Annotated in this window: 22 protein-coding genes and 3 pseudogenes; 22 read left to right on the top strand and 3 right to left on the bottom strand. The window is 37.2% G+C overall.

Going from position 1 to position 25,928, the window contains the following annotated elements:
* Window positions 1-22 precede the first annotated feature (22 nt).
* The 22 genes and pseudogenes from DXA05_RS06025 to DXA05_RS06130 all read left to right on the top strand — a co-directional run bounded on the left by DXA05_RS06025 (window position 23) and on the right by DXA05_RS06130 (window position 24,660).
* A complete protein-coding gene (locus DXA05_RS06025; RefSeq protein WP_004316864.1) occupies window positions 23-802 on the top strand; it encodes a 3'-5' exonuclease in 780 nt (259 codons plus the stop codon).
* Window positions 802-2,010 (top strand): bifunctional phosphopantothenoylcysteine decarboxylase/phosphopantothenate--cysteine ligase CoaBC, encoded by a 1,209-nt coding sequence (coaBC, locus tag DXA05_RS06030; RefSeq protein ID WP_128858910.1) that lies wholly within the window; start codon window positions 802-804, stop codon window positions 2,008-2,010. Before DXA05_RS06025 ends, coaBC begins: the two co-directional genes overlap by 1 nt.
* 26 nt (window positions 2,011-2,036) lie before the next feature.
* A pseudogene (gene recN / locus DXA05_RS06035) lies at window positions 2,037-3,697 on the top strand (DNA repair protein RecN).
* Between the two features lie 105 nt (window positions 3,698-3,802).
* Window positions 3,803-4,546: a 23S rRNA (guanosine(2251)-2'-O)-methyltransferase RlmB gene (gene rlmB / locus DXA05_RS06040; protein WP_004316861.1), complete on the top strand. Its 744-nt coding sequence runs from the start codon at window positions 3,803-3,805 to the stop codon at window positions 4,544-4,546.
* A 1-nt stretch (window position 4,547) separates the two neighbouring features.
* Window positions 4,548-6,254, top strand: coding sequence for a serine protease (locus DXA05_RS06045; RefSeq protein WP_128858911.1), 1,707 nt, complete (start codon window positions 4,548-4,550; stop codon window positions 6,252-6,254).
* A gap of 370 nt (window positions 6,255-6,624) precedes the next feature.
* Window positions 6,625-7,569 carry a site-specific integrase gene (locus tag DXA05_RS06050; protein WP_074909133.1) on the top strand — a complete coding sequence of 315 codons (945 nt, stop codon included), beginning with the start codon at window positions 6,625-6,627 and terminating at the stop codon, window positions 7,567-7,569.
* Between the two features lie 356 nt (window positions 7,570-7,925).
* A complete protein-coding gene (locus tag DXA05_RS06055) occupies window positions 7,926-8,522 on the top strand; it encodes a UpxY family transcription antiterminator (RefSeq protein ID WP_128858912.1) in 597 nt (198 codons plus the stop codon).
* Complete coding sequence (locus DXA05_RS06060; RefSeq protein ID WP_165861475.1) at window positions 8,500-10,914, top strand: SLBB domain-containing protein; 2,415 nt, start codon at window positions 8,500-8,502, stop codon at window positions 10,912-10,914. The genes DXA05_RS06055 and DXA05_RS06060 overlap by 23 nt, the downstream gene beginning before the upstream one ends.
* Before the next feature lie 21 nt (window positions 10,915-10,935).
* Window positions 10,936-12,060, top strand: coding sequence for a Wzz/FepE/Etk N-terminal domain-containing protein (locus DXA05_RS06065; protein WP_074708576.1), 1,125 nt, complete (start codon window positions 10,936-10,938; stop codon window positions 12,058-12,060).
* Between the two features lie 19 nt (window positions 12,061-12,079).
* The gene (locus DXA05_RS06070; RefSeq protein WP_074708579.1) at window positions 12,080-13,486 is read left to right on the top strand and encodes an undecaprenyl-phosphate glucose phosphotransferase; all 1,407 of its coding nucleotides are present in this window, start codon (window positions 12,080-12,082) and stop codon (window positions 13,484-13,486) included.
* Between the two features lie 206 nt (window positions 13,487-13,692).
* Window positions 13,693-14,592: an N-acetylneuraminate synthase family protein gene (locus DXA05_RS06075; RefSeq protein WP_128858928.1), complete on the top strand. Its 900-nt coding sequence runs from the start codon at window positions 13,693-13,695 to the stop codon at window positions 14,590-14,592.
* The gene (locus DXA05_RS06080; protein ID WP_074708582.1) at window positions 14,558-15,709 is read left to right on the top strand and encodes an acylneuraminate cytidylyltransferase; all 1,152 of its coding nucleotides are present in this window, start codon (window positions 14,558-14,560) and stop codon (window positions 15,707-15,709) included. The genes DXA05_RS06075 and DXA05_RS06080 overlap by 35 nt, the downstream gene beginning before the upstream one ends.
* A 32-nt stretch (window positions 15,710-15,741) precedes the next feature.
* The gene (locus DXA05_RS06085) at window positions 15,742-16,533 is read left to right on the top strand and encodes a hypothetical protein (RefSeq protein ID WP_128858913.1); all 792 of its coding nucleotides are present in this window, start codon (window positions 15,742-15,744) and stop codon (window positions 16,531-16,533) included.
* A gap of 3 nt (window positions 16,534-16,536) precedes the next feature.
* On the top strand, window positions 16,537-18,072 hold the full coding sequence (locus DXA05_RS06090) for an oligosaccharide flippase family protein (RefSeq protein WP_128858914.1): 1,536 nt from the start codon (window positions 16,537-16,539) through the stop codon (window positions 18,070-18,072).
* Between the two features lie 38 nt (window positions 18,073-18,110).
* Complete coding sequence (locus tag DXA05_RS06095; RefSeq protein WP_128858915.1) at window positions 18,111-19,022, top strand: hypothetical protein; 912 nt, start codon at window positions 18,111-18,113, stop codon at window positions 19,020-19,022.
* A 242-nt stretch (window positions 19,023-19,264) separates the two neighbouring features.
* A complete protein-coding gene (locus DXA05_RS06100; RefSeq protein ID WP_128858916.1) occupies window positions 19,265-19,726 on the top strand; it encodes a hypothetical protein in 462 nt (153 codons plus the stop codon).
* Between the two features lie 9 nt (window positions 19,727-19,735).
* Window positions 19,736-20,440: a CatB-related O-acetyltransferase gene (locus tag DXA05_RS06105; protein WP_074708592.1), complete on the top strand. Its 705-nt coding sequence runs from the start codon at window positions 19,736-19,738 to the stop codon at window positions 20,438-20,440.
* A gap of 16 nt (window positions 20,441-20,456) precedes the next feature.
* Window positions 20,457-21,314, top strand: a complete 858-nt coding sequence (locus DXA05_RS06110; RefSeq protein ID WP_128858917.1) for a glycosyltransferase family 2 protein — start codon at window positions 20,457-20,459, stop codon at window positions 21,312-21,314.
* A 53-nt stretch (window positions 21,315-21,367) separates the two neighbouring features.
* The gene (locus tag DXA05_RS06115; RefSeq protein ID WP_074911102.1) at window positions 21,368-22,102 is read left to right on the top strand and encodes a glycosyltransferase; all 735 of its coding nucleotides are present in this window, start codon (window positions 21,368-21,370) and stop codon (window positions 22,100-22,102) included.
* A gap of 64 nt (window positions 22,103-22,166) precedes the next feature.
* The gene (locus tag DXA05_RS06120; RefSeq protein WP_128858918.1) at window positions 22,167-23,264 is read left to right on the top strand and encodes a hypothetical protein; all 1,098 of its coding nucleotides are present in this window, start codon (window positions 22,167-22,169) and stop codon (window positions 23,262-23,264) included.
* 29 nt (window positions 23,265-23,293) lie between these two features.
* Window positions 23,294-24,054 (top strand): annotated as a pseudogene (locus tag DXA05_RS06125) (WecB/TagA/CpsF family glycosyltransferase).
* 372 nt (window positions 24,055-24,426) lie between these two features.
* Complete coding sequence (locus DXA05_RS06130) at window positions 24,427-24,660, top strand: DUF4248 domain-containing protein (protein WP_049702522.1); 234 nt, start codon at window positions 24,427-24,429, stop codon at window positions 24,658-24,660.
* An 87-nt stretch (window positions 24,661-24,747) separates the two neighbouring features.
* On the opposite strand, the pseudogene DXA05_RS06135 reads toward DXA05_RS06130, so the two are convergent.
* From DXA05_RS06135 to DXA05_RS06140, 3 genes and pseudogenes are all read right to left on the bottom strand, one after another.
* Window positions 24,748-25,190 (bottom strand): annotated as a pseudogene (locus tag DXA05_RS06135) (N-acetylmuramoyl-L-alanine amidase).
* A gap of 16 nt (window positions 25,191-25,206) precedes the next feature.
* Window positions 25,207-25,305 carry a smalltalk protein gene (locus tag DXA05_RS26415; protein ID WP_004303901.1) on the bottom strand — a complete coding sequence of 33 codons (99 nt, stop codon included), beginning with the start codon at window positions 25,303-25,305 and terminating at the stop codon, window positions 25,207-25,209.
* Between the two features lie 74 nt (window positions 25,306-25,379).
* Entirely contained in the window at window positions 25,380-25,865 is a 486-nt protein-coding gene (locus tag DXA05_RS06140) for an HU family DNA-binding protein (RefSeq protein WP_055236188.1), read from the bottom strand.
* Between the last annotated feature and the right edge of the window lie 63 nt (window positions 25,866-25,928).

Here is a 25,928-nt window from a genome sequence, read left to right on the forward strand (position 1 = left end):
TGACTCAATAAAATAAACAGAAATGAAATTAAACCTGAAAAACCCCATTGTTTTCTTTGATTTAGAAACAACAGGAACCAATATCAACACAGACCGAATTGTTGAAATCTGCTATCTGAAAGTATATCCGAATGGAAATGAAGAAGCAAAGACATTACGTATCAATCCTGAAATGCATATTCCGGAAGCATCCTCTGCTATACATGGTATTTATGATGCCGACGTAGCAGATTGTCCTACTTTTAAAGAAGTAGCGAAAAACATAGCCCGAGACATTGAAGGTTGCGATTTGGCAGGATTTAATTCCAACCGTTTTGATATTCCTGTTCTTGCCGAAGAATTTCTTCGTGCCGGAGTAGATATTGATATGACAAAACGTAAATTTGTAGATGTACAGGTCATCTTCCACAAAATGGAACAACGCACCCTATCTGCTGCCTACAAGTTCTATTGCGACAAGAATCTGGAAGATGCACACACTGCCGAAGCAGATACACGGGCTACTTACGAAGTGTTGAAAGCGCAGCTCGACCGTTACTCCGATCTTCAGAATGATATTGCGTTCCTGGCAGATTATTCAAGTTTCAGCAAGAATGTCGATTTTGCCGGACGCATGGTGTACGATGATAACGGAGTAGAAGTGTTCAACTTCGGAAAATATAAGGGAATGTCTGTTGCCGAGGTTTTGAAGAAAGATCCCGGATATTACAGTTGGATTTTGAATAGTGACTTCACGCTGAACACCAAGGCGGCATTGACAAAAATCCGCTTGCGTGAAATGAGTAATTTGATTACAAAATAATGCTAAAAGGAAAGAAAATAATTCTTGGAATTACCGGCAGTATTGCCGCGTATAAGGCGTGCTATATCATTCGCGGACTGATAAAACAAGGAGCGGAAGTGCAGGTCGTAATTACTCCGGCGGGAAAAGAATTTATTACTCCGATCACTCTTTCGGCTTTGACCAGCAAACCGGTCATCAGTGAGTTTTTTGCCCAACGTGACGGAACGTGGAATAGCCACGTTGATCTCGGTTTATGGGCGGATGCCGTATTGATTGCGCCGGCCACTGCCTCCACCATCGGTAAAATGGCCAACGGAATAGCCGACAATATGCTGATAACCACTTATCTTTCAGCAAAAGCTCCCGTGTTTGTTGCTCCGGCAATGGACCTCGATATGTTTGCTCATCCTGCCACCCAGAAAAATCTGGATATTCTGCGTTCCTATGGTAATCATATTATCGAGCCGGGGACAGGAGAACTAGCCAGCCATCTGGTAGGGAAGGGGCGAATGGAAGAGCCGGAGAATATCATCCGGGTATTGGATGAATTCTTTGCTTCGAATGACGAACTGTCCGGAAAGAAAGTGATGATTACCGCCGGACCGACTTACGAAAAGATTGACCCGGTGCGTTTCATCGGCAATTATTCGTCCGGAAAGATGGGATTCGCGTTGGCAGAAGAATGTGCCCGTCGCGGAGCGCAAGTGACCTTGATTACAGGCCCTGTGCAACTCAAAACGCAACATTCTGGCATAATCCGTGTCGATGTCGAATCTGCTGAAGAAATGTACAAAGCAGCGCAGGCTCATTTCCCGGATGCTGATGCAGGTATTCTTTGTGCGGCAGTAGCCGACTATCGTCCGGCAACGGTAGCCGATAAGAAGATTAAGCGGGAAAAAGAAGAAGAACTGACCCTGCATCTTCGGGCAACACAAGATATTGCTGCCTCTTTAGGAGCCATAAAAAGAAAACAACAATGCCTGGTTGGCTTTGCACTCGAAACCAATAATGAGCAGCAGAATGCCGAAGGAAAGCTCGAACGCAAGAACTTCGATTTTATTGTGCTCAACTCGTTGAATGATGCAGGAGCCGGTTTCCGCCATGATACCAATAAGATAAGTATAATCGACAGGAAAGGTCGTACAGACTATCCTCTGAAGTCGAAAACGGAAGTAGCTCAAGACATCATTGATCGTCTGGTAGCCACCCTGTCTCCCAATTTTTAATTTTCAAATTTTAATTTTTAATTAGTTTGTTACGTTCACTATACATTCAGAATTACGCATTGATAGAAAAACTGGATATCAGTTTTGAAACAGGCTTTTCCGTTATAACAGGTGAAACGGGAGCCGGGAAATCAATTATTCTGGGAGCTATTGGCTCCTGCTGGGGCAGCGTGCCGATGTGAAAGCGATTCGTCGCGGAGCTTCCAAATGTATTATAGAGGCACGGTTCGATATTGCTGCCTACGGTATGCGTCCGTTTTTTGAAGAAAACGAATTGGAATATGATGAAGAGTGTATTTTGCGTCGTGAGGTACAGGCTTCCGGCAAAAGCAGAGCATTCATCAATGATACTCCCGCTTCACTGGCACAAATGAAAGAGCTGGGCGAACAATTGATAGATGTACATTCTCAACATCAGAATCTGTTACTTAATAAAGAAGGATTCCAGTTGAACGTGCTTGATATTCTGGCACATAATGATGCAGCATTGGAGAAATACCATCTGCGTTATGGCGAATGGAAGCAGACAGAACGCGAACTGGCTGAATTAATGTCACTGGCAGAGAAAAGCCGTTCTGATGAAGATTATATCCGTTTCCAACTTGAACAGCTCGAAGAAGCCCATCTTGTGGAAGGCGAGCAGGAGGAACTGGAGCAGGAAGCCGAAACACTAAGTCATGCGGAGGAAATTAAAGCCGGACTTTACCGGGTAGAACAGTCATTTGTCTCGGATGAAGGCGGATTGCTTTCTTACCTGAAAGATAGTCTGAATACGCTGAATAGCCTGCAAAGAGTCTATCAGCCCGCTAAGGAACTTACCGAACGTATGGAGAGCGCCTATATCGAATTGAAAGATATTTCGCACGAAGTCTCTTCGCAAAGTGATTCCGTTGAATTTAATCCGGTCCGCCTGGAAGAAGTGAACGAACGGCTGAATCTGATTTATTCCCTGCAACAGAAACACCGGGTACAGACTCTTGACGAGTTGATAGCGTTGACGGATGAATATCGTAGCAAATTGTCCGACATCACTTCATACGATGAGCGTATTGCCGAGCTGACCGCTCGTAAAGAGGAACAATATAAGCAAGTGAAACAACAAGCAGAACTGCTCACCAAAGCCCGTACGAAAGCTGCGCGTGAAGTGGAAAAGCAATTGGCTGCCCGCTTGATTCCGTTGGGAATGCCGAATGTTCGTTTCCAGATCGAAATGGGACTGAAGAAAGAGCCGGGATTGCAAGGAGAAGATACAGTCAACTTCCTGTTTTCTGCCAATAAGAATGGTACCTTGCAGAATATCTCTTCCGTAGCTTCGGGAGGTGAAATTGCCCGTGTCATGCTTTCTATCAAAGCATTGATTGCCGGAGCCGTGAAACTGCCGACTATCGTATTTGATGAAATAGATACCGGTGTCTCCGGTGAAATAGCCGACCGCATGGCGGACATGATGCAGGAAATGGGCGACCGGAACCGTCAGGTAATCAGCATCACCCACTTGCCGCAGATTGCTGCCCGCGGACGTGCACATTATAAAGTATATAAGAAAGACAGCGATACGGAAACAAACAGTCATATCCGCCGTCTCACCGATGAAGAACGAGTAGAGGAAATAGCTCACATGCTTAGTGGCGCCACTTTGACCGAGGCCGCCCTTAGTAACGCCAAATCCCTGCTTGATGCTAAGTAATTAATGGCTAAATTGATTCATTCAAAGTAGTTGTTGAGGTAGTGAATTGTTAAGCGGTAACTGATAAGTAGTAAATTGTAAATAGTAAAATAGTAAATCAAATAGATGTTGGATAAAAGTGAAATGATTTTCGGTGTTCGTGCCGTGATAGAAGCCATTCAGGCAGGTAAAGAGATTGATAAAATTCTGGTAAAGAAAGACATTCAGAGTGATCTTTCCAAAGAATTGTTTGCTGCTTTGAAAGGGCTGATGATACCGGTTCAGCGTGTTCCGGTAGAACGTATTAACCGCATTACCCGGAAAAATCATCAGGGAGTGATTGCTTTCATTTCTTCTGTGACTTATCAGAAAACGGAAGATCTTGTTCCTTTCTTGTTCGAACAAGGGAAGAATCCGTTTTTTGTTATGCTGGACGGAGTGACCGATGTACGTAATTTCGGAGCCATTGCCCGTACCTGCGAATGTGCAGCTGTCGATGCAGTGATTATTCCTGTCCGCGGGAGTGCGTCTGTCAATGCTGATGCCGTGAAAACATCGGCAGGAGCGCTGCACACGCTGCCTGTGTGTCGTGAGCAGAACCTCCGTTCAACGCTGCAATATCTGAAAGACAGTGGTTTCCGCATTGTTGCTGCTACCGAGAAGGGAGATTACGACTATACAAAAGCCGATTATACAGGACCGTTGTGCATCATTATGGGAGCGGAGGATACGGGAGTTTCTTATGAAAACCTTGCGCTCTGCGACGAATGGGTGAAAATCCCGATGCTGGGCACCATCGAATCTCTGAATGTTTCTGTGGCTGCCGGTATCCTGGTTTACGAAGCTGTGAAACAAAGAAATAATGATTGATATGAAGAAGATTTTAATTCTACCTTTGCTGCTTTTCTTCCTGATACAGGGAAGCATGGCGCAAACTCCCAAATGGGTAGAGAAGGCAAAACGGGCAGTCTTCTCTGTGGTGACTTATGACAAGAATGATAAAATGCTGAATACCGGAAACGGATTTTTTGTATCCGAAGATGGATTGGCTTTATCAGATTATACTCTTTTTAAAGGAGCCGAACGTGCAGTGGTAATCACTTCCGAAGGCAAGCAGATGCCGGTTAGCCTGATACTTGGAGCGAATGATATGTATGATGTCATTAAGTTCCGTGTGGCTATCACCGAGAAGAAAGTGCCTGCGCTCATTGTGGCTAAAACAGCTCCGGCAGTGGGAGCCGATGCGTGGATGCTTCCTTATTCTACACAGAAAAGTATTGCTTGCGTTACTGGTAAAGTGAAAGAAGTTTCCAAAGTAGCCGGAGAATATCATTACTATACATTGGGTATGCAGATGAAAGATAAGATGGTGAGCTGTCCGGTGATGAATGCCGAAGGTCAGGTATTTGGCATTGCGCAGAAGTCATCCGGCATCGATACGGTGACTACTTGTTATGCGGCAGGAGCAGCTTTTGCCATGGCGCAGAAAATCAGTGCTCTTTCTTTGGGAGACGCTGCTTTGAAAAAGATTGGCATCCGGAAAGGCCTGCCCGAGACGGAAGACCAGGCATTAGTGTACTTGTTTATGGCATCTTCGAGCCTGTCGGGCGACGATTACGAAAAGCTGTTGGATGATTTCATCCGTCAGTTCCCTGCCAATGCGGATGGTTATCTTCGTCGTGCCAATTATTATGCAGCTAAAGGCAAAGACGATCAGGCTTGGTATGATAAAGCAGTTGCCGACTTTAATCAGGCTTTGAAAGTAGCCCAGAAAAAAGATGATGTATATTATAATATAGGTAAGCTGATGTATGCTTATCAATTGTCGAAGCCGGAAAAAACGTATAAAGACTGGACGTATGACACTGCTTTGCAGAATGTTCGTCAGGCAATCGCTATTGATCCGCTGCCTATTTATATTCAAATGGAAGGCGATATACTGTTTGCCCAGCAAGACTATGCCGGTGCTTTGGCAGCTTATGAAAAGGTAAATGCCAGCAACATTGCTTCTCCGGCCACTTTCTTTAGTGCTGCCAAGACGAAGGAACTGGCGAAAGGTGACCCGAAAGAAGTCGTAGCTTTAATGGATAGCTGTATTGCCCGTTGCCCGCAACCGATCACAGCAGATTTTGCTCCATATTTGTTGGAACGTGCGCAGATGAACATGAATGCCGGCCAGCCACGGAATGCAATGCTCGATTATGATGCTTATCATACAGCAGTCAAAGGAGAAGTGAACGACGTATTCTATTACTATCGCGAACAGGCCGCTTTGAAAGCACGCCAATTCCAACGCGCCTTGGATGATATAGTTAAAGCAATCGAAATGAATCCGACAGACCTGACCTATCAGGCGGAACATGCCGTTGTAAACCTGCGTGTAGGACGTTACGAAGAAGCTATTCAGATTTTGAATAATATACTGAAGGCTGATCCTAAATATGCCGAGGCTTACCGCTTACTGGGACTTTGTCAGATACAGTTGAAGAAGACAGATGAAGCTTGCGGTAACTTTAAGAAAGCAAAAGAACTGGGTGATCCGAATGTAGATGAGCTGATTACCAAATACTGCAAGTAAGAGATTACCTCTTCGAAAAACAACATAAGTAAAAATGAATCCCTGCCAACTCGAAAATTGGCAGGGATTCCTCGTTTTGGGGGACGTTGTATAAAAAACTCTCTCTCTTTTTTTTATTTTTCCCCACTTCACTTGTTAAGCTCAGGTTGTAGGTTTTAATGATATATGGTTTGATTTCCCTTTTTCCCCTCTTTTATAAGTTAAATGCACGCTTATTGAAAATATTGCATGGCTTCACTTATTTTTTTTAGAAATTATTCGATTTTCGATCTAAAACAGCGACTAAATTTAAAAATGTGCTTCATTTTATCTATAATCTTACTATATTCCGCACGTTTTTTAATAACACTTATGAGATAAGTTATAATTTATGGAAAAAAATCGATTTACTATTTGTGCAAACAATTACATCGATTGTTTGCGACAAGAGGGGCGTTATTCTACGGCCCACGTGTATAAACACGCTATTCGTTCTTTTTCGCAGTTTTGTGGAACCCAATCCATTACGTTTAGTAGGATAAACCGCGAAACTCTAAAGAGGTATAGCAACTATCTGTTGGCTTCCCGTTTGAAGCCTAATACGATTTCTACGTATATGCGTATGCTTCGTAGTATCTACAATCGCGGAGTTGATACGCATCAGGCTCCTTATGTACATGGCTTGTTCCGGGATGTATTTACCGGGGTGGACACACGTCAGAAGAAAGCCATCCCGATCGGTGAACTTCACATATTACTAAACAAAGATCCTCAATCGGAAAAGCTTCGCCGGACACAGGCCATTGCCAATCTGTTATTTCAGTTTTGTGGAATGCCTTTTTCTGATTTGGCCCATCTGGAAAAATCTAATTTGAAACAAGGTCTTTTAAAGTACAACCGTCTCAAGACTGGTACTCCTATGAGTATAGAAGTGCTGGAGTCAGCGCACAATGCAATCGGAGGATTATACAATAAAACCGATGCGCGGAGTCCCGATTATCCTGATTATCTTTTCCGGATATTAAGCGGAGCATATAAGAGAGATGAAGAGGAAGCATATCGTGAATATCAGTCAGCCTTGAGACGTTTTAATAATGATTTGAAAAGCCTGTCTAGAAAATTAAGGATATCTTCATCCGTCACATCTTACACGCTTCGTCATTCTTGGGCTACGACTGCCAAGTACAGAGGTGTTCCTATCGAGATGATTAGCGAATCATTAGGGCACAAATCTATTAAAACAACACAGATATATTTAAAGGGTTTCGAATTGGAAGAAAGAACAAAGGTTAATAAATTGAATTATTCTTACGTATGTAGTTTTAAAATGTTCTGATTAATATTATTAAAGCATTATGGATTAGGGACTTAACGCTGGTGTTACTTCTTAGGTAACGGAAATATATTCGCTACAAAGATAGGTAAAAATATTAATAGCAAACAAGCAAAAAACTTCTTTTTTTCCTTTTTCTCTCAAATATGCAACATGAATCTATCTGAACATGAAAGATAACATCTTCATGCTCAAGGGATTTTTATTACCTAAATTCAAAAAAGTCTTATATTGAATGTTAGGTACCCGCTTTTATATTCCCTCATAATCGATTTTTTCCTTTTTTCACTGCTATGTGTATCCTATATGTGTGTTATCCGTTACCTAAGAAGTAACGGAATCACATGGGGTAAAAAAATATGATTTTAACGAAACCAAAATCAGTAAATGCCGGGCCTATTAGTGGGACAGGGGAAGGCGTAGCACACTCAAAACGCTGGTATGTAGCACTCGTTCGAATGCATCACGAGAAGAAGGTATCCGAGCGTTTGTCTAAGATGGGAATTGATTCTTTTGTTCCCGTTCAGCAACAGATCCATCAATGGAGCGACCGTCGAAAGATGGTTGATACAGTCTTGCTTCCCATGATGGTTTTTGTTCATGTCAATCCAAAAGAGCGTATGGAAGTCCTAAGCTTCTCCACAGTTAGCCGTTATATGGTGATGCGTGGTGAAAGCACTCCTGCCGTTATTCCTGACGAGCAGATGGCGCGTTTCCGTTTCATGCTCGATTATTCCGATGAAGCAGTCTGTATGAATGATACTCCACTGGCGCGTGGTGAGAAAGTTCGTGTCATAAAAGGTCCTTTGAGCGGCCTTGTTGGCGAACTCGTGACTGTCGGGGGTAAGAGTAAGATTGCCGTTCGTTTAAATATGCTTGGCTGTGCTTGTGTAGATATGCCAATCGGTTATGTAGAACCTACAAAGATTAGTAATGACGACACAAAAAAACTTTAACATATTTCTATTCATTCTACTGTTAGGAGTTTTTTCTCCTTTGATGGCTCAAAATATGAGTGATTCTCAAGTATTGGAGTATGTCAAAGAGGGGATTAGACAAGGGAAAGAACAAAAACAATTAGCCTCCGAACTTGCACGTAAGGGCGTGACTAAAGAACAGGCTATGCGTGTGAAGCAGCTTTATGAGCAGCAGAACAATGTCAATGCTTCCAACGCTACCGGTACGGATGTCAATGAATCACGCTTACGTGAAGAAATGAAGGAGAACACCTCCGATATGCTGGAAGACCATCCGAGTACTCAAGACCTCGCACGTGGTAATCAGGTTTTCGGACGTAACATTTTTAATACCCGTAACCTGACTTTTGAACCCAGTGTCAACATCGCCACCCCTTTAAATTACCGTCTGGGTCCTGGTGATGAAGTGATTATTGATATTTGGGGAGCCAGCCAGAACACTATCCGCCAACAGATTTCTCCTGACGGCACTATCAACATTCAGAAAATAGGTCCTGTCAACCTGAACGGACTAACTATTGCTGAAGCCAACGACTATCTTAAAAAAACATTAAACAAAATATATAATGGTCTCAATAATACGAATGACCCCACTTCTGACATCCGTCTGACTTTGGGCAGCATCCGTACTATTCAAATCAATGTGATGGGTGAAGTAGTCCAGCCGGGCACTTACTCTCTCTCTTCCTTTTCTACTGTCTTCCATGCACTTTATCGTGCAGGTGGAGTCAGTGACATAGGTAGCCTTCGTAATGTCCAGCTGGTACGTAACGGTAAGAACATCGCCACGATTGACGTCTACCAATTTATCATGAAAGGCCACATTCAGGATGACATCCGTCTTCAGGAAGGTGATGTCGTGATTGTTCCCGCCTATGACGTATTGGTTAAGATCGATGGAAAAGTTAAACGCCCGATGCGTTTCGAAATGAAAAAGGATGAGAGTCTATCCACTCTTATCAGCTATGCCGGTGGCTTTGAAGCCGACGCTTACACCCGTTCCTTACGTGTCGTACGTCAGAACGGACAGGAGTATGAAGTAAACACAGTCAAAGACCTCGATTATAGTGTCTATAAAATGCGGAATGGTGATGTTGTGACAGCTGAAGCCATCCTTAACCGCTTCATCAATAAACTTGAAATCCGCGGAGCTGTTTACCGTCCTGGCATCTATCAATTGAATGGAAAATTAAACACAGTCCGCGAACTGGTAAACGAAGCCCAAGGCTTGACAGGTGATGCTTTCTTGAATCGTGCTGTCCTTTATCGTCAGCGTGAAGACCTTACTACTGAAGTTGTCCCTGTAGATATTAAAGCCATCATGAATGGTACTTTCCAAAACATTATCTTGATGAAAAATGACATCCTTTATATTCCGAGCATCCATGACTTAGAAGATAGAGGTGATGTTGTAATCCATGGTGAAGTAGCCAAACCGGATTCTTATCCTTATGCTGATAACATGACCCTTGAAGACTTGATTATTCAAGCAGGTGGCTTACGTGAGGCCGCTTCCGTCGTCCGTGTGGATGTATCCCGTAGAATCAAGAATCCTCGTAGTACGGTAGATAACGATACTATTGGCCATATATATACATTCTCCCTGAAAGAAGGTTTTGTTGTAGATGGAACGCCTGGCTTTGTACTTCAACCTTATGATGAAGTTTATGTACGTCGTAGTCCGGGTTATCAGGCTCAGCAGAATGTAGTTGTTGAAGGTGAAATTCTGTTCGGAGGCTCTTATGCTATGACTAGTCGTGAAGAACGTCTTTCAGACTTGATCAATAAAGCGGGAGGTGCAACGAATTATGCCTACTTACGTGGTGCAAAACTGACTCGTGTGGCCAATGCGAGTGAAAAGAAACGCATGGGTGATGTAATTCGTTTGATGAGCAGACAGTTGGGTGAGGCTATGATGGACTCTTTGGGTGTTCGTGTAGAAGATACCTTTAGTGTTGGTATTGACTTGGAAAACGCACTAGCGAATCCTGGAAGTACAGCGGATATTGTCTTGCGTGAGGGTGATGTAATTTCTATTCCGAAAAACAATAATACGGTTACAATCAATGGTGCTGTAATGGTTCCGAATACCGTTTCTTATATGGAAGGAAAGAATATAGATTATTATCTAGATCAAGCTGGTGGTTATTCTGAGAATGCGAAGAAGAGTAAAAAATTCATCGTTTATATGAACGGTCAGGTAACTAAAGTGAAAGGTAGCGGTAAGAAACAGATCGAACCGGGTTGTGAGATCATTGTGCCTAGTAAGGCTAAGAAAAGGACTAATATTGGTAATATCTTAGGTTATGCTACTACATTCAGTACGTTGGGAATGATGGTTGCATCTATTGCTAATCTGATAAAGAAATAAAAGAAAACAGTTTATACCATTATGACAGAAGGGGAATCTGAAAAAGAAATAGAACAGGGTCAGAGTAACCATATAGATAAAGAGGCCGAAATAGATTTGATGGATATTCTTCGTAAGATTATAGGTATTCGTAAGACAATCTATAAAGCTGCTAGTATTGGTTTGATAATTGGTGTTATTATAGCAATTTGTATTCCAAAGCAATATACCGCTGAAGTAACCCTTTCTCCGGAGATGAGCAGTAATAAAGGTACTGGTCTATCTGGTTTGGCAGCTTCTTTTTTGGGAAGTGACGTTGCCATGGGGGATGGTACTGATGCTTTGAATGCTTCTTTGTCTGCTGATATTGTATCTTCTACTCCTTTTTTATTAGAACTTTCTACAATGGAAATACCTGCATCGAAAGGTGTGAATATGACTTTGAACACTTACTTAGATGAAGAATATGTCCCTTGGTGGAGCTATGTAATCGGATTTCCAAGTATAATAATTGATGGAGCAAAGTCTTTGTTTATCGAAGAAGATGAATTAGTATATTCTAATAGAACCAATAAAGGTGTAATTGAATTATCCCAAAAAGAATCGAAGAAGATTGAAGTTTTAAAAAATACGATTACTGCTATTGTAGATAAGAAAACATCCATGACTACGGTTGCTGTGACTTTGCAAAATCCTAAAGTTGCCGCAGTGCTCGCTGATTCTGTTGTGAAGAAGTTGCAGGAGTATATTATAGACTATCGTACTACCAAGGCTAAAGAGGATTGTATTTATTTAGAGAAACTGTTTAAAGAGCGTCAACAAGAATATTATGCAGCTCAAAAGGAATATGCCAATTATATAGATTCTCATGATAATATCATTTTGCAGAGTGTTCGTGCTGAACAGGAGCGCTTACAAAATGATATGAGTTTGGCTTATCAGGTTTATAGTCAAGTGGCAAATCAACTTCAAGTTGCCAGAGCTAAAGTTCAGGAAGAAAAGCCTGTATTTGCGGTTGTAGAGCCTGCAGTAGTGCCATTGAAACCTTCGGGAATTAGTAAAAAAGTATACGTCTTGGTATTTATCTTCTTATCTGTTTGCATTGTCATGTTTTGGAAACTCTTTGGAGAAGAGTTTCTGGATAAAATTAAAGAAATACGAGCTTAGTATCCATTAATAAAATGATATGACGTCAACTAACCAAATAAATAAAGTAGTAGAATTTATTGCAGTTCTGGGCGATTTGGTCATTCTGAATCTCTGTTTGTTTCAGTTTCTGTTCTTTTGGGAAAATGTATTTATATATTCGCCTTTTTCATGTACTACTTCTTTGATGATGACTTCGCTTAGCCTTTGTTATTTAGCATGTTCGGCATCTCGTGGAAAAGTTTGGACTAGTAGGGAAATTCGTGCAGATCAGCTTGTACTGCGTGTACTGAAAAATATTATAACATTTTCAGTATTTTGGGCATGTATTATGGCATTTAGTGGAATATCTATCATTTTTCCTCTTTTTTTTGTTGTCTATTTTTTTACACTTTTTGTTATATTAAGTATTTATCGAATTATCATTCGTCATTCGTTGATCGGTTATTGTGCTAAGGGTAAGCACAAACATTATGCGGTTTTTATTGGTGGGGGGAATAATATGCAGATGCTATATGAGGAAATGGAAAGCTCATTGGCATCTATTTATGAAATTGTCGGTTATTTCGATATTGAACCTAATAATAGTTTTTCAACCCAATGTTCTTATCTTGGTAATCCTAACGATTTTGTTGATTTTATGTCCGAAAAAACAGCTATAAAACACGTGTTTTGTTCATTGTCAATGGAGCAGGGGCGCTATAATGTTTCCATCATCAATTATTGTGAGAACCATTTGCTTTATTTTCATGGGGTTCCTAATGTTTGTAAGGGATTCCCCCGACGTATTTGGCATAGCATGGTTGGCAATATGCCGATTTTGAATTTGAGATATGAACCATTAAGTAAAGTGGAAAATCGTTTCTTAAAGCGATTATTCGATATTGTGTTATCAGGAATTTTTCTAGTTGCTATATTCCCACTTATTTACCTGATCGTGGGAGTTGTCATAAAAATGACTTCCCCCGGTCCTATCATTTTTAAGCAAATGCGCACTGGTTTGAATGGTGTTGATTTTAAATGCTATAAATTCCGTTCTATGAGAGTGAATGAAGAAGCGGATAATAAACAGGCAACAGTTGATGATCCCCGGAAAACTCGCTTTGGAAATTTTCTTCGACGCTCTAATCTTGATGAACTTCCACAGTTTATTAATGTCTTTAAAGGTGAAATGTCGATAGTAGGTCCTCGCCCTCATATGTTGGCTCATACGGAAACTTATGCGCGGCTGATTGATAAATATATGGTGCGCCATTTTATTAAACCTGGAGTAACCGGATGGGCGCAAACACATGGTTTTCGTGGTGAAACTAAAGAATTGTCACAGATGGAAGGACGTATTAAAGCTGATATTTGGTATATGGAACATTGGACAATATTCCTTGACTTATATATCATTTATAAGACTATAGCGAATGTGGTTGTTGGGGAGAAGAATGCTTACTAGGGTGTGAAATATCAGTTTTCACTAACTTAGACTGATGAACTTTACAAGTGTCTAGTAATGCAGAAAATATCAATTGTCTGTCTATAGATAGAGAATGTTTATATAAAAAGGTAGTAAATAACTGTATTATTTTGATTGAATGAATATGTTTTAGTTTGCATATGGAGGTATTTACAATGCGAATTAAAATGATTAAATTTATTGTAATGAAAATTCCTAAAGTAATTGCGGAAATAGGTTGTAATCACAAAGGTGATATGTCTATTGCAAAAGAGTTGATAATGACTGCAGCAACATATTGTAAAGCTGATGTTGTAAAATTTCAAAAACGTTGTAATAAGGAATTGTTGACTAGTGAAGAGTATAATGCTCCACATCCACATCCTGAAAATTCTTATGGTCAGACTTATGGTACGCATCGTGAATTTCTGGAGTTTGATCTAGATCAACATAGACAGCTCAAAAGATGGTGTGAAGAATTGGGTATTGTATATTCTACATCTGTTTGGGATGTTACATCAGCTAAAGAAATTTGTACATTACATCCTGATTTAATAAAGGTTCCATCTGCCTGTAATTTGAATAAGGGATTATTGCAATATTTATGTGATAATTTTGAAGGAGAAATACATTTATCTTTTGGTATGACTACAAAAGATGAAGAAGTGGAAATTATTGATTTTTTTGAAGCGAATAAGAGAAACAAAGATTTAGTAATTTACAATTGCACTTCAGGTTATCCAGTGCCTTTTGAGGATATATGCTTATTAGAACTTGTTCGACTTCGTGAGGAGTATGCTGATAGGGTAAAAACTATTGGATTCTCAGGCCATCATCTTGGTATTGCAGTAGATTCGGCAGCAGTTGCCTTGGGAGCAGAATGGATAGAGCGGCATTATACATTAGATAGGACTTGGAAAGGTACAGATCATGCTGCATCTTTAGAGCCAGATGGTGTTCGTAAATTAGTTCGCGATTGTCGTGCAGTAGCTAAAGCATTGACTTATAAGCAACAAGATATTTTAGATATAGAGTCTGTTCAGCGTAATAAATTAAAGAAAAATCAAATAAATGGTAATCGCATTTATTCCAGTTCGGGGAGGTAGCAAATCTATTCCTCTTAAAAATATAAAAGATTTCTGTGGTAAACCGTTGGTATATTGGAGTGCATTAGCGTTGCAGAACTGCTCTTTAGTGGATAAAATAATAATAGCAACGGATTCGTCTAAAATAGAAGAAACAGTTCGTTCTTTTAAATTGAATAAATTAACTGTTTTTCGTCGTTCAGCGGAGAATGCGTGTGATACAGCAAGCACTGAGAGTGTGATGCTTGAATATATAAATAAGGTATCATTAAATTTGAAAGATATTTTTTTATTAGTCCAAGCTACATCTCCATTAACTCAATCAGTTCATTTTGAAGAAGCATTATCATTATATAATGAGGGACAATATGATTCGATATTGAGTTGTGTTCGAAATTATCGTTTTTTCTGGAATGCAGATGGCACTTCTAAAAATTATGATTATAAAAAGAGGCCTCGTCGTCAAAATATTAAAGGAGAATTGATGGAAAATGGAGCTTTTTATATTAATACGGTTGAAAACATCTTATCGAGTAATAACCGGTTGAGTGGTAGGATTGGTATTTATGAAATGCCAGAGTATACAGCGACTGAGCTGGATGAACCTGATGATTGGATTATATTAGAAAATTTAATGAGAAAATATATATTGTCAGGAACTACAAAGGATAAAGGGAAAATTAAATTATTTCTTACTGATGTTGATGGAGTGATGACAGATGGCAGTATGTATTATTCGGAGACAGGGGATGAATTGAAGAAATTTAATACTCGTGACGGTATGGGATTTCAATTATTGAGGGAAGCAGGAATCAAGGTAGGCATAATAACCTCTGAAAATACAAAAATAGTGGAGAATCGAGCAAGAAAGTTGAAAGTTGATTATTTATATCAAGGCAAAAGAGAAGGTGGAAAACTCTCTGCCGCCCTTGAAATCTGTAAAGAGATGGGCATAACACTTGAAGAAGTGGCTTATGTTGGAGATGATATTAATTGTATTGATCTTCTTTCGGCTGTAGGGTTTCCGGCATGTCCTTCTGATGCGCATATGAAAATTGTGAATATTCAGGGTATTAAAATTTTAAATAGAAAGGGAGGGGATGGTTGTATAAGGGAATTTGTTGATATACTTTTATGATATATAATTTCTTTTATTTTGTATTAGATGTTATGCGTATTCTAAAGAATAGGAATTATTTCTCAAAGAAACGTATAAAGGGACTCTCTGCTAATCGTAAATTACGAATTTTAGGTAATGGTAGTTCGTTGAATAATGTCAATTTCGACAATGAAGGTCTTGAAGATTATATGGTCGTTAATCGTCATGTTCTTTCAGATAATTATGTACTTGTAAAGCCTTTATATTATGTATTAGCTGATCCGCATTTTTTTCATCATTCTGAAGGATTGGAAATATTGCAAAAAATAAATGAGAAGACGAATTGGAGAATGACTCTTTGTATTCCATTTTCAAGAGAAGTAAAAAGACAGATTCTTATGACTATAACTAATAGTAATATTAATCTTCTATATTATAATGCGACTAATCTTTTATGTGATTTTAAATTTGTAAAATATTTTTGTTATAAATGGCAATTGGCTATGCCGGTAGTGCAAAATGTTTTAGTAGCTTCTATAATGTTAGGGATATTGTTTAAATATTCAAATATTGAGCTTTATGGAGTTGAACACACTTGGACTAAATATTTGTTTGTTGATAAAGATAATATTGTTTATTTAGAAAACCCTCATTTCTTTGATAAAGAAAAAGTTGTAGCTAAACCTGTAAAGGAGATTCAACATACGGAAGAATATCCATTTTATTTAATACTTAAAAACTATGCCAGGATGTTTGAGTCTTATTGGGAAATAAAGAAATATATATCTGATTGTCATATAGGATGTCAAGTTATAAATAAAACGGAGGGTTCTTTTATTGATGCTTTTAGTAAAGATGTGTAAGGAATGAGCAGATCGTCATCGTCGTTGTTAAAAAATAGTTTTTTATATTTGATAGCTACTATAAGTATACGTGCAACATCTTTTTTGTTACTACCTTTTTATTCGCATTTAGTATCACCGGAAGAATACGGATATGTGTATATGGTTTCTGCTGTATCTACTTTTTTTAATATGGTAATGCAATTTTCTATGCATGCATGTATTTCTCGTTTCTTTTTTGATTGTGAAGATGAGGAGAGTGTTAAAAGGCTATATTCCACAATTGTGTTATTTATTAGTATTAATTCAGTAATAATATTTACTTTGCTGTGGTGCTTTAATGAACAGCTTGCTGTTCTGATTAATCTTCCAACAGTATATTTTAAATTAGCATTGATTATTTCCTTTTTTGGTGTATTTTATAATGCTATTTTGGCTTTATTATATGTTAAACAAAATGCAAAGAAGGTATCGGTTACATCTATTTGTGTTGGTGTGTTTCAGATTTTTATTCAACTGTTATTAGTTGTAAATCTGGAAAATAAAGCAATGGCTTTAGTGGGGACTTTATTCTTAAATAGTATATTGACATTCATCATTTTTCTTTTTTACTCAAAACCTTTTTTTACTGTAAATTTTGATTTTTCGCGTGCGAGAAAATATATGTATTATTCTTTTTCTCAATTTCCAAGTGATGTATCTGGGTGGCTTGTCAAATTTACAGATAGGTTGTTTATTAATAAGTATATTGGTGCTGCTAGTACTGGAATTTATGGGGTTGGTTGTACTGTAGGACAAATCCCTACGATTCTTTTCATGTCGTTAAATTCTGCATTAGTACCTTATATATTTAGTAAATATAAGGATATGAATAGTGGGGTGGAAAAAAGTGAAATAGAGTTGGTAAAAACTGTAACAATCGTAAGTTCAATTTTGATGGTATTAATAACAATCCTGATAATATTATCAAATAATATAGTACAATTGTTAGCGCCTGAGTATGCATCTGCATTTTTTGTTATTATTGTGATGCTTGTAATATCTTTGGTTGATTGCTATCGTGTCATATATATGCAGCCTTTATCATATAATATAAAGTATACTAAGGTGAAGTCATTAATTTGGGTTGTTTCCGCTATATTTAATATTTTATTAAATATATATCTAATTCCACGATACGGAATATATGGAGCATGTTTTTCTTCACTTACTTCTTATTCTCTTACCCTTGTTTTGATTTTGTACTTTAGCAATAAGGCGATGCAAATACATTATGATTGGATTTCTTTAATTAAAATATTTTCGATTTCTGTAGTTATGCTTTTGCTTTTATTTTTAGAAGATAATTGGGGAACTCTGATGCTAAAGATAATAGTAATTGCTATGTATGTCTTTGTTTCTTTGAAGATATTAAATATCAATTTTAATAAAATATATCCGGTTATGTCAAAAATGTTTTTAACAAATAGTGAATACTTATATTCGTCATTTAAGAGAGATATCTCTAAATCTCCATATAACTACTATTTGAATATGCACATAATAATATTTACGCTTTAACTACTCAAAAAATTTCTGTTGAGAATCAAAATGCATTATTGCTACATGATGGTTTTGTAATAGAAAATGGGACAATAGTTTATAATAAAAAAAATGATATAACGATTCTGGAAGATATATTTCAAGCATATAATGCAAACATCAATGCCATAAGAAATGATACTTTGGGTAATTATGTTCTGGGTATATTTAAAGAGGATGTCCTGACTGTTTTTACAGAACAAAGTAATTGTTATGATGTTTTTTATTATGTTGATAATGATATTTGGGCTATATCTTCTTCATTGTATGATTTGGTTGAACCATTAAAAGAAAAACTCTCAATAAATAAATTGAATGTATTAGAATGGTTTAGTCGCCATGCCATTCTGAATGATGAGACTGTTTTTAATGAAATTAAAAGATTGTCCGGAGAGCAATGTATTCAAATTATTAATGATCAGTTTAGTATTAAAGAGCTCGGTTTACCAATTAAGAAAATAACCAGTGAAAATTATGCGAATAATATTTTAGAGATCGCTTCAATAATGAAGAGTGATGCTGAGATTTTTTCCAATTGTTTAGGAGATCCTACATTGGGTGCTACTGGAGGCTTAGACTCAAGAATGTGTCTAGCTGCTTTCTTAGCTGCTGGATCAAAACCTAAACTCACATACGGATTAGGAAATAGTATATTAGCTATTTCTAAAAAAGAAGATAAAGAAATAGATAAACTCTTTAGTGATAAATTTCATTTGACTTTTGAGGAATATCCATGGAATGAAACTTTACCATTGGATAAATATTGGGACTATTACACCTCTTTATATGGAGATGGAATATTTGTATATCAAGGTTGTGATGATGCTATGAAATATTTTGAGAACCTTGTGAGCCATATGTTATTTATGGGTATTGGGGGGAGTTATATCGTGAAACGGATTGGATTACTAAGTGTAAGAAAGATGTAATTACTGTAGAGGAGTTCTTAGATGGTTGGTATTATGAGTCTCAAAACAGAAACATAATTGATAGTTATCCTGATTTAAAATTGCATATAAAAAATAAGATTATAAATATCTGTTCTAAATATGGGCTCAATCCGAAAGCAATTAATAAGGATGATATTTTTTATTTTTATATGGAGTATAGAAGAAGAGCCGATGTGCATACTGTGAATCTTTTGAATAGGATGAAATATTGTCACTATCTGATGTCGGAATTCGAAATTGTTAGAAGAGCTTATGTTCCTATAAATAAGAAATTATCCGCTAAATTTATGCTTGAAATTTTAAGTGAACTATATAGTGAGTCATTAGAAATCCCTTTCTTTAGTCATTGTAAGAAACAAAAATATGTAAAGAGTCAAATGAAAATTGTGGATTACTACTCTTGGACGTTGAAAAATCGCATTTCGAGAACGCTTTCATATCAATTCAAAGAGCGACTAAAAAAAATAGTAGGAATTGAAAAAACGTTTACTATTTATCCGTCTTATGTAGCGGATTTAGTAGAAAATCCCCAGAATAAGAATTTAATATATAGCTATTTGCCAGAAGATATCTTATTATCTGCCATTAAAGATTCTAATTATAACAATGATATATTTTTAGTGAAGCTTGTACTGCAAGTTAAAATATTTGATAAATTTAATTTGAGAATATCTGATAAATAAGTTATAATAATGCATGTGGATTTACTCTCTATTTTAAAGAAAATAGTGAAAAAGGTATATTGGAATTCAAAATGGTATCAGGGAGTTCGTATTAGTATAACTTCTAATGTTAGTATTAAATCGGAATTCGAAGCACCATGTCAAATACATTCTGACGTAGTATATCGAGGACGTATGGGAATGGGCTCATATATAGCTTGTGGGTCTATATTATCTGCTGATATAGGGAGATTTACTTCTATTGGTGCTTTTGTGCGCAGTACTGCTGGAAGACATCCATATCAATCTCCGTTTGCAACGACTTCACCATGTTTTTTTTCACTCAATTCGAAGCACGACCAATGCGGTACTACTTATGCAAAAAAACAACTTTTTGAGGAATTTGCCTATGCCGATAAATTGCGCGGAATCCATGTGAAAATAGGATCTGATTGTTGGATTGGTACGGGAGTATTTTTGGTTGGTGGTATTGTGATAGGCAATGGAGCTGTGGTATTGGCAGGAGCAGTAGTAACTAAAGATGTTCCACCTTATGCTATTGTTGGTGGAGTTCCAGCACGGATTCTGCGTTATCGTTATGATGAAGAAACTATAAATTTTTTGTTGGGTATCCATTGGTGGGATAATGATAAAGAGTGGTTTCTTAAACATTGGGAACTACTTTCTGATATTGATAAGTTGAAGGATTATTATATTTCATCCAAGAGTCTTTAAAGTACCAGTATATATTATGGCTGAGATAAAAGAAAATCTTATTTCTGTGATAACTGTATGTTATAATGCTGAGAATAATTTAGAAAGAACCATACTTTCTGTTCTTAATCAGACATATAGCAATATAGAGTATATCATCATTGATGGGGGTAGTACGGATGTGACTATTGATCTTATTAAAAAGTATGCTGATAAAATAACTTATTGGCAGAGTGAAACTGATAAGGGGATTTATGATGCGATGAATAAGGGAATACAGAAAGCTACAGGTGAGTGGATAAACTTTATGAATGCAGGTGACTTATTTTCGTCGACAACCATTTTGCAACAAATGTCGGATGCAATAAAGCCTGGAACTCGAATATTACGTGGTAATATCATAAGAATTTACCCTAAATTCAAAGTAAAATCTGTTGGTGTTACTACACAGGAGCCTGATCTTATGGATATGTTTGATAATACCTTTCATCATCAGGCTTGTCTTATACAGAATTCTTTATTCAGAGAGTTTGGCTTGTATTCAACAGACTATAGATTATGTTCAGATTGGAAATTCTTTTTCGATTGTGTTGTGCTTCATAATGTAAAATCCCAATATGTTGACTTAACGGTGGCTCATTTTAAAATGGATGGAACAAGTAGTAACAATTCCATTTTATATAAGAAAGAACAAGAAAGCTATTTGAAGAATATATATGGAGAAGAGCAGTTTAATTTGTTACATGAATTGAAAGTATATAGAAAGTTAAAAATAATTACTCTTTATTATAAAGGATTTTGTTATATGATGGGTCATCTGTCACAGCAGAATTTCAGCCGTTTGCTTATGATAAAGAGATTCGTCAGGAGAATTTTAGGAATTAGTGTCAATTAGCTGTTGTCGCATTTATTTTAATTAGAAGACACTTAGTAGATAATAATAGAGCAATGATACCCAAAAAAATTCATTACTGCTGGTTGAGTAATGATGCTATGCCTGAAAAACTGCAACGGTGTATAGATAGTTGGAAAATGAAACTTCCCGACTATGAGATTATAAAATGGGATTTAAAAAAGTTTCCATTAGAAAAAAGTATTTGGGTTAGGCAAGCTTATGAGAGAAAGAAATATGCTTTTGCTGCTGATTATATTCGACTATATGCTCTTGTAACGGAAGGTGGTATATATCTTGATAGTGATGTTGAGGTATTGAAAACTTTTGATGACTTACTGCATCTTCCATTTTTTATATGTAAGGAGAATAGTCCCCAAGGTGTTGAAGCTGCAACAATAGGAGCGGAGGCTGGGACTTCTTGGTTGATAAAATGCCTTGAATATTATAACGAGAAGACATTTGTTGATAGTAGTGGCAAGGAACAAACAGCAGTGTTGCCATCGATTCTTCAGGATTGTATTTCTCGAAACTTTGATATTTGTTATATCGATAGTCCTTTAGAATTTAATGTAAATAAAAATACGGTTTTCGTGTTACCGATGGACTATTTCAGCCCTAAAAACTATGTAACAAAAAAAATAGTAATTACGGAGAATACTTATTCAATTCATCATTTTGCAGGGACTTGGCAACCAGGGTGGAAAAAAACTTTACTTTATTTATGGGTGCCATTTTCTATAAAGTTTCCTCGTTTGGCTGCTTGGTTAAAGCAGAAGATTAGCAATTAAGATTTATTTGATTGACAAAATATCGCATAGTGCTGAAAAACTGTATTAATAGAAAATTGCTAAGATGAAAATAAGTACTAGGGAACTGGCATTTCTTGTGTACTTTCTGCCATTATTTGCATTGAAAATGCTTGACATTACTGCTGATAATAATCTATTGAAGATAACAGCAGGCTGTTGTTTTATATTGTTTGCCATGTATATGTTTTACATGAAATTCAATAATCGGTTGTTGAAATTGTTTCTTTTATTATTGATTTATACGGTAATACTCATTTTTACTTGTGGCAAACAGGGAGCGTTTTTTTCTGTTGTGATGTTGTTAGCTATGAAAGATATTAATATGGATAATAAAAATTATAAGATCTGTTTCTGGGTCGGAGCCGTTTTTTTTATTGTTGCATGTTACTTAAATAAGGATGGGGCAGAAGCTGTGCGGTTTATGAATGGAGAATGGGTGAATATGAATAAACGTAGTAATATATTATATGTTGCTTTCACAGCTTTGGTTTCTTTATACCTTTTGATATATAGAGATAAATTAAATAATATGCGAATATTGGGTGTTGCTATTGTTAACTATCTAATATATATGTATGTAGGTTCAAGAACAGGGGTTGTTTCAATTTTCTTTCTTGTAATTCTTGTTTTATTGTTTAGAAATCAGTATTTTAGAAGATTGAAAATTATTAAATATGGATGTATCTTTGCACCTCTTGTTTGTATGGTATTTTCTATTTTTGCTGGGCTGAAGTATGATGAATATAGCTTTCTTAAAATTTTAGATATGATGTTACAGGGCAGAATTGCTCAGAATAATGCTTATTTAGATCGGTATGACATAAAGCTATTTGGACAACATATATATGAGGGGGCTGAAAATGGTGATTTTTGGAACTTGGATTGTGCATATCTTGATATGTTGATTTGTGAAGGATTGATCTTTGCAGTATTATGGATTGTTGTTAGCACTGCACTAATAAAGTATATGTATAATAATAACAGAATGGTCGAGGTAGCTATATTGGTTATGTATGCTATCTATGGAATAAGTGAAACTTTTCTTTTGAACTGTTTTTTAAATATGTCGTTATTTTTGTACGGGGAGTACTTGTATATACAGTTTAATAAAATACCTAATCCTACCCAGTGTCAAATATAGTTTTATCTATATTGATTTATTGCTTCACTATGATAAAATGTAATTCTGTATTGATTAGAAAAATAGTTATTACAGAGGATTTTTCTCTTAATGAAATATTTGAGAGACGGGGGCGAATATATACTTTTTTGAATCCAGTGTCATATTTGCTTGCTTTAGAAAATAAAGAGATATTTGGTAGTTTCGATGGCATTTTTGCTGATGGTTCAATATTGGTTTCCGCCATACGTTTATTATATAGTAAACGAATCACAAGGCGTAGTTTTGATATGACATCTATTGTTCCTAAGTTGTTAGATTATGTAATCGAGAATGATAAAACCATTTATATAGTGGCCTCAAAACAAGAAGCAGTAGAGAGAGCGGTTGAGATAATTAGAGAATGCTACCCTGCGGTGAAAATTATTGGTTACAGAAATGGATATTTTTCCTCAGAAAAGGAAATGAGAATGGAGGCAGAGCATATTGTAGAATTGAATCCAGATTTCTTAATTGTTGGTATGGGAGTATTGATGCAAGAAGATTTTTTATTTAGAGTGAAGAAAAACGGCTATTTAGGTGTAGGATTCACATGTGGTGGATTTATTCATCAAACTTTTAAAAGTGAAATAAATTATTATCCCAAATGGTGGATAAGATTAATATGAGATTCGTCTATAGAATGTATAAGGAAAAACATACTCGCAAGAGGTATCTATTGGCAGCTTTCTTGTTCCCGCTAAGATTTATTGGGGAAAGATTTTTTTGGCAAAGATATAATAAATTGCTTTGCCATCAGAATGAGAAATAGTTGAAACCATTCTATTTTAAACTTTAAATGAGATAGTAATAAAGAATTGGGTATAAAATAAAATGTTGAGATGTAATAAACACGTGAGTGTTTCGTATGTGAGATGAAAAAAATGTAGGTCCCTAGCTTCATGCTGTAAACAGCATGATTCTCCTACATTGTGGATTAGAAATAGCGCGACGGCGCATTTCTAATCCACGCCCTGACATCGGAGGTTAAAGCCGATGTGAATTTCCCACTATATCAACTGTCTGTGAAGATCGTTGATATTTCTTTTTATTCTCATTATACCGGATAATAGCCTCTTCTTTCTTTGTTTATATGTTCTAATTTTTGTAACTTTATAGCATATAAAACAGTAATAAAGAAACGATGGAACATTTAGAATTTGTAGTGAAATGTTATAATAAGCAAGAGTTGGCGCAGATGTATTTTCCTGATTTGACGATTCGTGCTTCGGTTAATAAACTCCGGCGCTGGATGAGGAGATGCAAGCCGTTGATGAATGAGATACTGTCTACCGACTTTCATCCGAAGACAAAGGCATTTTCTGTGAGAGAGGTACGGCTTATTACCTATTATTTAGGAAAGCCGGGAGAGCTATAAATGCTGTAATAATTGAATCTATAAATGATATAAACATAAAAAAAGAACTACGGGAGACTGCACTTTCGCCAGCTCCCGTAGTTCTTTTTATATATCCATATACTCCTTGCGACTGTCAAAACAGGGACAAGCCTTATGAATCGAAGCACTAAGTTGATAATGCCCCATGATTTGTGCTTCCGGATACTGATGTTTGAGAATCGTCAACAAGTCAAGTAACGCAAAACGCTGCGCTTGCGTTCTCGTATCTGCCGGACGGCCTTCTTCATCCAGTCCACCTTCATAGCAGATTCCAATACTGTGCCGGTTGAATCCTCTCACATGCGCTCCCGGTTCCGATACCGGTCGCAATGGTGAAGTTCCCCATTGCGGGTGATGTAAAAATGATAACCTATATCCTTGAAACCTCGTTGCAGATGACATTGGCGAAGCTGCTCTACGGTGAAGGGAACATTGCAGCGCGTTGCGCTGCAATGAATCACCAACAACTTAATCTCACGTGGGAGATAGCTTTCTTCTGAATTTTCCATATCGGGCAGCAGGAGATTAATGCCCCACACAGGACGTTACACCGATAGCCGAGATGATAGAAGTCGCGATAGTCACGATAAACTGGAGAATGTTTTTCCAAAGTTGCTTTTTCATACGAATTTAAATTAAAGAATAGATACTCATGCATTATAAACTATAAACTCAAGAACCAATCAACAACCGGTTGATTATGCCGCCGGGTCCGGAGCTTCTCCGCTGCCGGAGCCTCCTTGATTGTCGTTACCATCATCAGGAAGTGGATCTTTATCCGAATCTGCAGAAGAATCACTTTTATACAATGTATAATCCAGCGTCTTACACAGTTTGCGAAGATCACTTCCCGGATAAAAAAGCACTTTGCCCTTATCGATACACGATGCCTTGAATTCTTTTACCGTATCAGTAGGAGTACCCGTTTTGATACTCATACGGAAATTGCCCAGATCACCCATCTGTACGATGTTTCCTTCCTCCAGTACATTGACGATTTCGAGCAGGAACTCACCGATACAACCTTCCAATTCTCCTTTGGAGTAAGAAGAACGTTCGGTAATTCGTTTGCAGACTTCCTTGACCGTTACTTTGCGACCGCTGCGCGCCACTGCATAGTACTTCGGAGTTTCATCAGGTTTCAACAGGTTCTTGCGAGCCATGAGAGTGTAATTCTGTGCCATAAACTTTTAATTTTTAATTTTTAATTTCTAATTTTTAATTGTTTAATTCTCTTGTAATCGATT

Source organism: Bacteroides sp. AM54-2NS, from assembly GCF_003602935.1.
Lineage (GTDB): Bacteria > Bacteroidota > Bacteroidia > Bacteroidales > Bacteroidaceae > Bacteroides > Bacteroides xylanisolvens.

Coding starts and splice junctions, on each gene's coding strand:
- DXA05_RS26415 (WP_004303901.1), bottom strand. CDS start 25,305: ATGAAAAAGCAACTTTGGAAAAACATTCTCCAGTTTATCGTGACTATC.
- DXA05_RS06090 (WP_128858914.1), top strand. CDS start 16,537: ATGAGCAGATCGTCATCGTCGTTGTTAAAAAATAGTTTTTTATATTTG.
- DXA05_RS06075 (WP_128858928.1), top strand. CDS start 13,693: ATGAAAATTCCTAAAGTAATTGCGGAAATAGGTTGTAATCACAAAGGT.
- DXA05_RS06130 (WP_049702522.1), top strand. CDS start 24,427: ATGGAACATTTAGAATTTGTAGTGAAATGTTATAATAAGCAAGAGTTG.
- DXA05_RS06100 (WP_128858916.1), top strand. CDS start 19,265: ATGTCGGAATTCGAAATTGTTAGAAGAGCTTATGTTCCTATAAATAAG.
- DXA05_RS06045 (WP_128858911.1), top strand. CDS start 4,548: ATGAAGAAGATTTTAATTCTACCTTTGCTGCTTTTCTTCCTGATACAG.
- DXA05_RS06065 (WP_074708576.1), top strand. CDS start 10,936: ATGACAGAAGGGGAATCTGAAAAAGAAATAGAACAGGGTCAGAGTAAC.
- DXA05_RS06060 (WP_165861475.1), top strand. CDS start 8,500: ATGACGACACAAAAAAACTTTAACATATTTCTATTCATTCTACTGTTA.
- DXA05_RS06105 (WP_074708592.1), top strand. CDS start 19,736: ATGCATGTGGATTTACTCTCTATTTTAAAGAAAATAGTGAAAAAGGTA.
- coaBC (WP_128858910.1), top strand. CDS start 802: ATGCTAAAAGGAAAGAAAATAATTCTTGGAATTACCGGCAGTATTGCC.
- DXA05_RS06025 (WP_004316864.1), top strand. CDS start 23: ATGAAATTAAACCTGAAAAACCCCATTGTTTTCTTTGATTTAGAAACA.
- DXA05_RS06110 (WP_128858917.1), top strand. CDS start 20,457: ATGGCTGAGATAAAAGAAAATCTTATTTCTGTGATAACTGTATGTTAT.
- DXA05_RS06080 (WP_074708582.1), top strand. CDS start 14,558: ATGGTAATCGCATTTATTCCAGTTCGGGGAGGTAGCAAATCTATTCCT.
- DXA05_RS06140 (WP_055236188.1), bottom strand. CDS start 25,865: ATGGCACAGAATTACACTCTCATGGCTCGCAAGAACCTGTTGAAACCT.
- DXA05_RS06070 (WP_074708579.1), top strand. CDS start 12,080: ATGACGTCAACTAACCAAATAAATAAAGTAGTAGAATTTATTGCAGTT.
- DXA05_RS06085 (WP_128858913.1), top strand. CDS start 15,742: ATGCGTATTCTAAAGAATAGGAATTATTTCTCAAAGAAACGTATAAAG.
- rlmB (WP_004316861.1), top strand. CDS start 3,803: ATGTTGGATAAAAGTGAAATGATTTTCGGTGTTCGTGCCGTGATAGAA.
- DXA05_RS06050 (WP_074909133.1), top strand. CDS start 6,625: ATGGAAAAAAATCGATTTACTATTTGTGCAAACAATTACATCGATTGT.
- DXA05_RS06120 (WP_128858918.1), top strand. CDS start 22,167: ATGAAAATAAGTACTAGGGAACTGGCATTTCTTGTGTACTTTCTGCCA.
- DXA05_RS06055 (WP_128858912.1), top strand. CDS start 7,926: ATGATTTTAACGAAACCAAAATCAGTAAATGCCGGGCCTATTAGTGGG.
- DXA05_RS06115 (WP_074911102.1), top strand. CDS start 21,368: ATGATACCCAAAAAAATTCATTACTGCTGGTTGAGTAATGATGCTATG.